At 72.7% G+C, this 6,830-nt stretch carries 6 protein-coding genes and 1 pseudogene; all 7 read right to left on the bottom strand.

The window, feature by feature from the left end; translation table 11 throughout:
• Window positions 1-896, bottom strand: an 896-nt coding sequence (locus Q0D57_RS18770; RefSeq protein WP_291046909.1) for a transcription antitermination factor NusB, incomplete at its 3' end; no start/stop codon positions are given.
• Entirely contained in the window at window positions 893-1,822 is a 930-nt protein-coding gene (gene fmt / locus Q0D57_RS18765) for a methionyl-tRNA formyltransferase (protein ID WP_291046908.1), read from the bottom strand. The genes Q0D57_RS18770 and fmt, both read right to left, overlap by 4 nt.
• Window positions 1,819-3,921 (bottom strand): primosomal protein N', encoded by a 2,103-nt coding sequence (locus tag Q0D57_RS18760; protein ID WP_291046906.1) that lies wholly within the window; start codon window positions 3,919-3,921, stop codon window positions 1,819-1,821. Before Q0D57_RS18760 ends, fmt begins: the two co-directional genes overlap by 4 nt.
• A gap of 2 nt (window positions 3,922-3,923) precedes the next feature.
• A complete protein-coding gene (gene metK / locus Q0D57_RS18755) occupies window positions 3,924-5,132 on the bottom strand; it encodes a methionine adenosyltransferase (protein WP_291046905.1) in 1,209 nt (402 codons plus the stop codon).
• The gene (coaBC, locus tag Q0D57_RS18750; protein ID WP_291046903.1) at window positions 5,129-6,340 is read right to left on the bottom strand and encodes a bifunctional phosphopantothenoylcysteine decarboxylase/phosphopantothenate--cysteine ligase CoaBC; all 1,212 of its coding nucleotides are present in this window, start codon (window positions 6,338-6,340) and stop codon (window positions 5,129-5,131) included. The genes metK and coaBC overlap by 4 nt, the downstream gene beginning before the upstream one ends.
• 30 nt (window positions 6,341-6,370) lie before the next feature.
• A complete protein-coding gene (rpoZ, locus tag Q0D57_RS18745) occupies window positions 6,371-6,634 on the bottom strand; it encodes a DNA-directed RNA polymerase subunit omega (RefSeq protein ID WP_259526667.1) in 264 nt (87 codons plus the stop codon).
• A 7-nt stretch (window positions 6,635-6,641) separates the two neighbouring features.
• A pseudogene (locus Q0D57_RS18740) lies at window positions 6,642-6,830 on the bottom strand (hypothetical protein); the annotation flags it as partial.

Here is a 6,830-nt window from a genome sequence, read left to right as displayed (position 1 = left end):
TGCGAGCCCTCGTCCTGCACCCGCGCAGTGCCCTCGTGCACTGGCGGGATGCCGGTGGGGTCGCCGCTCTGCGCGCGGAGGCCCACGGGCGAGAGCGTCGAGGGCTCGGTGCCGGCGCCCACGTCGTCGCGGTCGACGAGGCCGGGAAGCGCGGCGAGGCTGAGCGCCGCGGCGGTGTTGTCGGCCTCGAGCAGCTCGTCGAGCTGGAAGGGCACGTCGTCGGCGGGCACGCCGTCGGCCACGAGGGCCCGGCGGAAGGCGCGGATGACCCAGGCCGGGTGGGAGGCGGCCGCGGCGAGCCGGTCGTCGTCGTCGGTCGCCGCGGCCATGACCTTCTCGAGCCACTCGGAGGCCGGTGTCCGGGTGATGCCGCGGAGCACGCCGTTGACGAAGCCGGTGGCCGAGCGGGAGGCCACCTGACGGGCGAGCTCGACCGACTCGTTCACGGCGGCATGGGTGGCGACCCGCATCGAGAGCAGCTGGTGGCAGCCGAGCTCGAGCACGTCGAGCACGGCGCCGTCGATCTCGGCGACGGGCCGGCCGGAGGCGAGCTCGATCACGCGGTCGTAGTAGCCGCGAAGCCGGAGGGTGCCGTAGGTGAGCTCGGTGGCGAGGCCCGCGTCGGCGGAGTCGAGACCGGCCGCGGCGATCTTGGAGGGCAGCAGGAGGTTCGCGTAGGCGTCGTCCTCGCGCACGGCGCGGATGACCTCGAGGGCGATCCGCCGGGCGGGCTGCACCGAGCCCGGGCGGTCGGAGGGCGTGGCGGGCTTCCGCCGGTCGGGGCCGCGGCGCTTGCCGTCGCCGGAGGCGGCCCGTCGGCCGGAGGAGCCTGGTGCGCCTCCGCCACCGGAGCCACGGCGGGGGTTCTCGTGGGGGTCTCGGCTGCTGGGGCTCATCGTGCGGTCATCCTCTCGACTCCCGATCCGCGCCACCAGTCGGCGGCGGGCATCGGCTTCTTCCCGGCGGGGTGCACGTGCAGCAGTTCGAGCGGGTCGGTCGCCGTGCCCACGATGACGCGCCGGCCGGAGGCGACGACCTCGCCAGGGTCGGGTCGCCGCTCGTCGCGGGCGGGTGCCGCGTCGAGCACCTTCACCCGCACGCCGTCGAACTCGGCGAACGCACCCGGCTCGGGGGTGACCCCGCGGAGCCGGCGGTAGACCTCGTCGAGCGGGGCGGAGAAGTCGAGGTGCGCATCCTCGAGCGAGAGCTTCGGAGCGAGGGTGACCTCGCCGGTCTCGACGGTGCCCACCTGGTCGGTAGCCGTGAGCGAGCCGTCGCCGATGCCGGCGACGGTCTGCACGAGCTGGGCGGCACCGGACTCCGCGAGCCGGCCGAGCAGGTTGCCCGCCGTCTCGTTGCCCCCGATCGGCGTGCGGGTCGTGCTCCAGACGGCACCGGCGTCAAGGCCCGGCACGAGCTGGAAGACGGTGGCGCCCGACTCGGTGTCGCCCTCGATGATCGACCACTGCACGGGAGCGGCTCCCCGCCAGCGCGGCAGCAGCGAGAAGTGCAGGTTGATCCAGCCCAGGCGAGGGGTCGAGAGCAGGGGCTCCCGCACCAGACCGCCGTAGGCCACGATGACGCCGAGGTCGGCCTCGAGCCCGGCGACCGCGGCGGTGACCTCGTCGTCGAGCCTGTTCGCCTTGATCACCGGCAGTCCGAGCTCCTCGGCGGCCACGGCCACCGGGGACGGGGTGAGCACGCGCTTCCGGCCGAGGGGTGCGTCGACGCGCGTGATGACGGCCGCCACGTCGTGGGCGGCGGCCAGGGCGGTGAGGCTCGGCACCGCCACGGCGGGGGTGCCCGCGAACACGAGTCTCATTCCATGATCTCCGAATCGTCGAGCCGCACGCGGAGCGTGGGCGGGGGCGGGCGGTAGCCCGCGGCGCGGCCGGCCTTCGACCGGCGGGTGGTGGCGTTCTTCACCACGAGTGCCCGCAGGTGGCGGGCGAGGGGCGAGCCGATCGAGTAGTCGAACCGCACGATCGCCCGCACGGTCCCCTCGTCGGCCGGCACCGGACCGAGCGTATCCATCTTCGCCCACTCGGCCTCGGTGAGCAGCGCCTTCAGGTCGGTGAGCGTGGCATTCACAGCATCGGTGGTGCCCGTGATGGTGGCCAACCGCACGGCGGGCGGGAACCGCAGCGCCCGCCGGTCGGCGAGCTCGGAGGCGGCCACCTGCTCCTGCTGCCAGGTGGCGAGGCTCCGCGCGAGCTCACCGCCCACCCCCACGAGCACGCTCGTGGCGCGCGGTGCCGAGAGCGCGATCGCGTTCGACCACCAGCGCAGGCAGTCCTCCGCCACCCGCAGCGACTCGCGGGCCAGCATGCGCGGTCCGTCGAGCAGCAGCACGGCGCGGTAGCCGCCGGATGCCCGGGGCTCGGCCCCGCGCGTCGCCACCACGAGTGCGGGCCTCGCGTCGACCGTGAGCACGTGGTGCTCGCCGTCCGAGACGATGACGCGTGTGCCGGGGAAGGCACGGCCGAGCTCGTCCGCTGTGCGGCCGGCTCCGATCGAGGCGAAGCGGAAGGTCGTCCCGTGGCAGTGCGAGCACGACCAGTTCGCCGCGATGGCACCGCAGAGGCTGCACGAGGGGCGTTCCCGGGCGCCGGCGACCTTGAGCGGGCCTCCGCAGACGGTGCACGACGCGGGCGCCCGGCAGGTCGTGCAGGCGAGGACGGGCGCATAGCCGGGGCGTGCCACCTGCACCAGCACCGGGCCCTCCTCGAGGGCCTTCCGGGCCACGGCCCACGCGGCCGAGGGGATGCGCGCGGCGTTCTGCGGCGCATCCGCATCATCCTGCTCGGCCGTGGGGACGACCCGAGGCAGGTAGCGCGGTGTCGGCGCGACCGCGTGCAGGAAGCCGAGCTCGACGAGGCGCTGCACCTCGGTGCTCCGCGAGTGCGAGACGAAGGCCAGCCGGGCTCCGGACTGCTCCTGCCGCACGAGGGCGGCATCGCGCACGTGCACGTAGGGGGCGAGGGGCTCGCTCTGCAGGGCGTCCCCGTCGTCCCACACCACGATCTGGCCGAGGTGCGAGACCGGGGCGTAGATGCTCGAGCGGTTGCCGATCACCACGTGCGGGCGGCCGTCGAGAGCGGTGAGGAAGTGGGCGTAGCGCTCGGTGCGGGCCTGCCGGGCGTCGAGGCGCACGACGTCGTCGACCCCGACGTGGGCGAGAGCGGCCTCGAGCTCCTCCTGGTCGCGGTAGTCGGGGAGCGCCACGATCACCGACTCCCCCGCGCGGTGCACGGCGGCAGCGAGCTCGGCCACGGTGAGGGCCCAGTGGCCCACCGTGGTCTGCTCGTCGAGCACGGCCACCGTGGCGACGGCGGCGATGGCGGCCCGCGCGCCGGGCTCGGCGAGGTGGGCGGCATCGGATGCCGAGTAGCCGCTGAGCGCGACCGCCGGCAGGGCGGGGTCAGCGGGCGCCGTGCTCCCGGTCGAGCCAGTTGTCTCGGTGGGGTCAGTGGTCCCGGTGGAGTCGGTGCTCCCGGCGGTCGTGCCGGCCTCCGCAGCGCTCTCCGCCTCAGCGGCCTGCCGCGCCACGAACTGCTTCTCGACCCGCACGAACCGCGGCGGCACCGCGAGCCGCACGATGTCGCACGCGCTCCCCGCGGCGCGGTCGGCGAGCCTCCGGGCGAGCGCCCACACCTCGGGCGTCAGCACCGGCACGGGCGACACGACCTCGTCGAGATCGCTCAGCGCGCCCTCGTACCCGGCTGCACCCTCCTCGCCCCGCTCCTCGAGCTCCACGATGTAGCCGCGCGCGCTCCGCCCCGCGGAGCGCAGCGGCACCTTCACCCGCACGCCCGGCGCAGCATCCACCGCCAGGGCCTCGGGCACGCGGTAGTCGAACAGTCGATCCAGCTGCGGCAGGGGCGACTCGAGCATCACCCGGGCCACCCGAGTGGCCGGCACGGCTAGAGGCCGGCTGCGGCGCGGATCTCCTCGACCCGGTCGAGGCGTTCCCAGGTGAACTCGGGGAGCTCGCGGCCGAAGTGGCCGTAGGTGGCCGTCTTGGCGTAGATCGGGCGGAGCAGATCGAGATCTTCGATGATGGCCGCGGGGCGCAGGTCGAAGACCTCGCGGAGCGCGCTCGTGATCACGTCGTCCGACACCACGCCGGTGCCGAAGGACTCCACGTAGAAGCCCACGGGAGCGGCCTTGCCGATGGCGTAGGCGATCTGCACCTCGAGCCGCGAGGCGAGCCCGGCGGCCACGACGTTCTTGGCGACCCAGCGCATGGCGTAGGCGGCCGAGCGGTCGACCTTCGACGGGTCCTTGCCGCTGAACGCGCCGCCGCCGTGCCGGGAGGCGCCGCCGTAGGTGTCGACGATGATCTTGCGGCCGGTGAGCCCGGCGTCGCCCTGCGGCCCGCCGATCTCGAACACGCCCGTGGGGTTGATCAGGATGCGCACGTCGGAGTGGTCGAGCTTCAGCCCGCCCTCCTCGGCCGCCTCGAGCACGGGACGGATGACGACGCGCTCCACGTCGGCCCGCAGCTCGTCGAGCCCGATGCGCGGGGAGTGCTGCGTGGAGAGCACGACGGTGTCAACCGTCTTCGGCACGACGCCGTCGTAGCCGATGGTGACCTGGGTCTTGCCGTCGGGCCGGAGGTAGTCGAGCAGGCCCTCCTTGCGCACGGCGGCGAGGCGCTCCGAGAGCCGGTGCGCGAGCCAGATCGGCAGCGGCATGAGCTGCGGGGTCTCGGTGGTGGCGTAGCCGAACATGATGCCCTGGTCGCCGGCGCCCTGGCGGTCGATCGCATCCGTCGACTCGCCCTCGCGGGTCTCGAACGCGTTGTCGACGCCCTGCGCGATGTCGGGCGACTGGCCACCGATCGAGACCGAGACGCCGCAGGAGCGGCCGTCGAACCAGACGTCGGAGGAGGTGTAGCCGATCGAGGTGATCTTCTCGCGCACGATCGCGGGGATCTCGACGTAGCCCTTGGTCGTGACCTCACCGGCCACGTGCACGAGCCCGGTCGTGACGAGCGTCTCGACCGCCACCCGCGAGTGCGGGTCGACCGTCAGCAGCGCGTCGAGGATGCTGTCCGAGATCTGGTCGCAGATCTTGTCGGGGTGGCCCTCGGTGACGGACTCGGAGGTGAAGAGACGAAGAGAGGTCATGGTGCTCCTGTTAGGGCGGCGGCGAACACTCCGAGGATGTCATCAGCCACCGACGTTTTGCTGCCGGATGCCTCCAGAACTATATCGCCGGACGCGTCCAGAACCGTGACGCTGTTGTCGGCCGTGGCGAAACCCGTGGTCCAGCCCACGGTGTTGAGCACGAGGTAGTCGCAGCCCTTGCGGGCGATCTTGGCGCGGCCGAGCTCCACGAGCTCCTCGGGCGAGGACGCGGTCTCGGCGGCGAAGCCCACGATGAGGCGGCCGGCGCGGGATTCGGCCGAGATGGTGGCGAGGATGTCGGGGTTCTGCACGAGCTCGAGCGTCAGCCGCTCCCCGGTGGCGGCCTTCTTGATCTTGCCGTCGGCCACGCCCACCGGCCGGTAGTCCGCCACAGCGGCGGCCATGATCGTCAGGTCGTGCCCGGGTGCCTCGGCCGAGGTGGCGGCGAGCAGCTCGGCGGTGGTCTCCACGCGGAGGACCGTCACGCCGGTGGGCGTCGGCACCTCGAGGTGGGCGGCGATGAGGGTCACGGATGCTCCGCGGTCGCGGGCGGCCTCGGCCAGCGCCACGCCCTGCCGGCCGCTCGAGCGGTTGCCGATGAAGCGCACGGGGTCGAGGGGTTCGCGCGTGCCACCGGCCGTTACCAGCACCCTGCGGCCCTCGAGGTCGCGACCGCGCCCCGATCCGGACGCGACGGCCAGGGCCTCGGCCACGATGTCGTCGGGCTCGGCCATCCGCCCCACCCCGGCGTCCTTCCCCGTGAGCTGCCCGGTCACGGGCCCCACGAGGTGGATGCCGCGGGAGCGCAGGGTCTCGACGTTGGCGGCGGTGGCGGCGTTCTGCCACATCTCCGTGTGCATCGCGGGCGCGATGACGACGGGGGCCGTGCTCGCGAGCACGGTGTTGCCGAGGAGGTCGTCGGCGAGGCCGTTGGCGAGCTTGGCGATGGTGTTCGCGGTGGCCGGCGCTATGACGATGAGGTCGGCGGCCTGGCCGATGGCCACGTGCCGCACCTCGGCGACGGCCTCGTAGAGGTCAGTGTTGACCGTGTTGCGGGAGATCGCCTCGAGGGTGGGCCTGCCGACGAAGCGGAGCGCGGCCTCGGTGGCGACGACGTGCACGTCGTGCCCGGCCAGAACGAGACCACGGATGACATTCACGGCCTTGTAGGCCGCGATGCCACCCGTGATACCGACGACGATGTTCACGTGTGCGCGTATCGAGTGAGTGGGCGGTGACTACTCGATCGGTGCGGCGGGCTTGACGACGAGCTTGTCCTCGTTGATCTCGTGCATGGCGACCGAGAGGGGCTTGTCGTCGATGGTGGAGTCGACGAGCGGTCCGACGTTGTCGAAGAGGCTTCCCTCGTGCAGGTCGGCGTAGTAGTCGTTGATCTGGCGGGCACGCTTCGAGGCGAAGATCACCAGGGCGTACTTCGAGTCGACCTTCGAGAGAAGTTCGTCGATGGGCGGGTCGATGATGCCGAGCTTGTTGGTGGGCATTGTGTGCTTACTCCTTGCCGCGAAGGCCGGCCTCCTGAGCGGGCGCCTTCTGAATCTGCATCAATTCTACGACCTCCGCCGCCGCGGCCTGCACATCGCGGTTCACGACACGGTGATCGAACTCGTCCTGAGCCGCCAGTTCGACCTTCGCGGTGGTCAGCCGGCGCTCCTGCTCCTCGGGCGTCTCGGTGCCCCG

The organism is Herbiconiux sp. (assembly GCF_023264895.1).
GTDB lineage: Bacteria > Actinomycetota > Actinomycetes > Actinomycetales > Microbacteriaceae > Herbiconiux.
The sequence above is the reverse complement of the archived record's forward strand: the minus strand, read 5'-3'. Positions and strand labels throughout refer to the sequence as shown.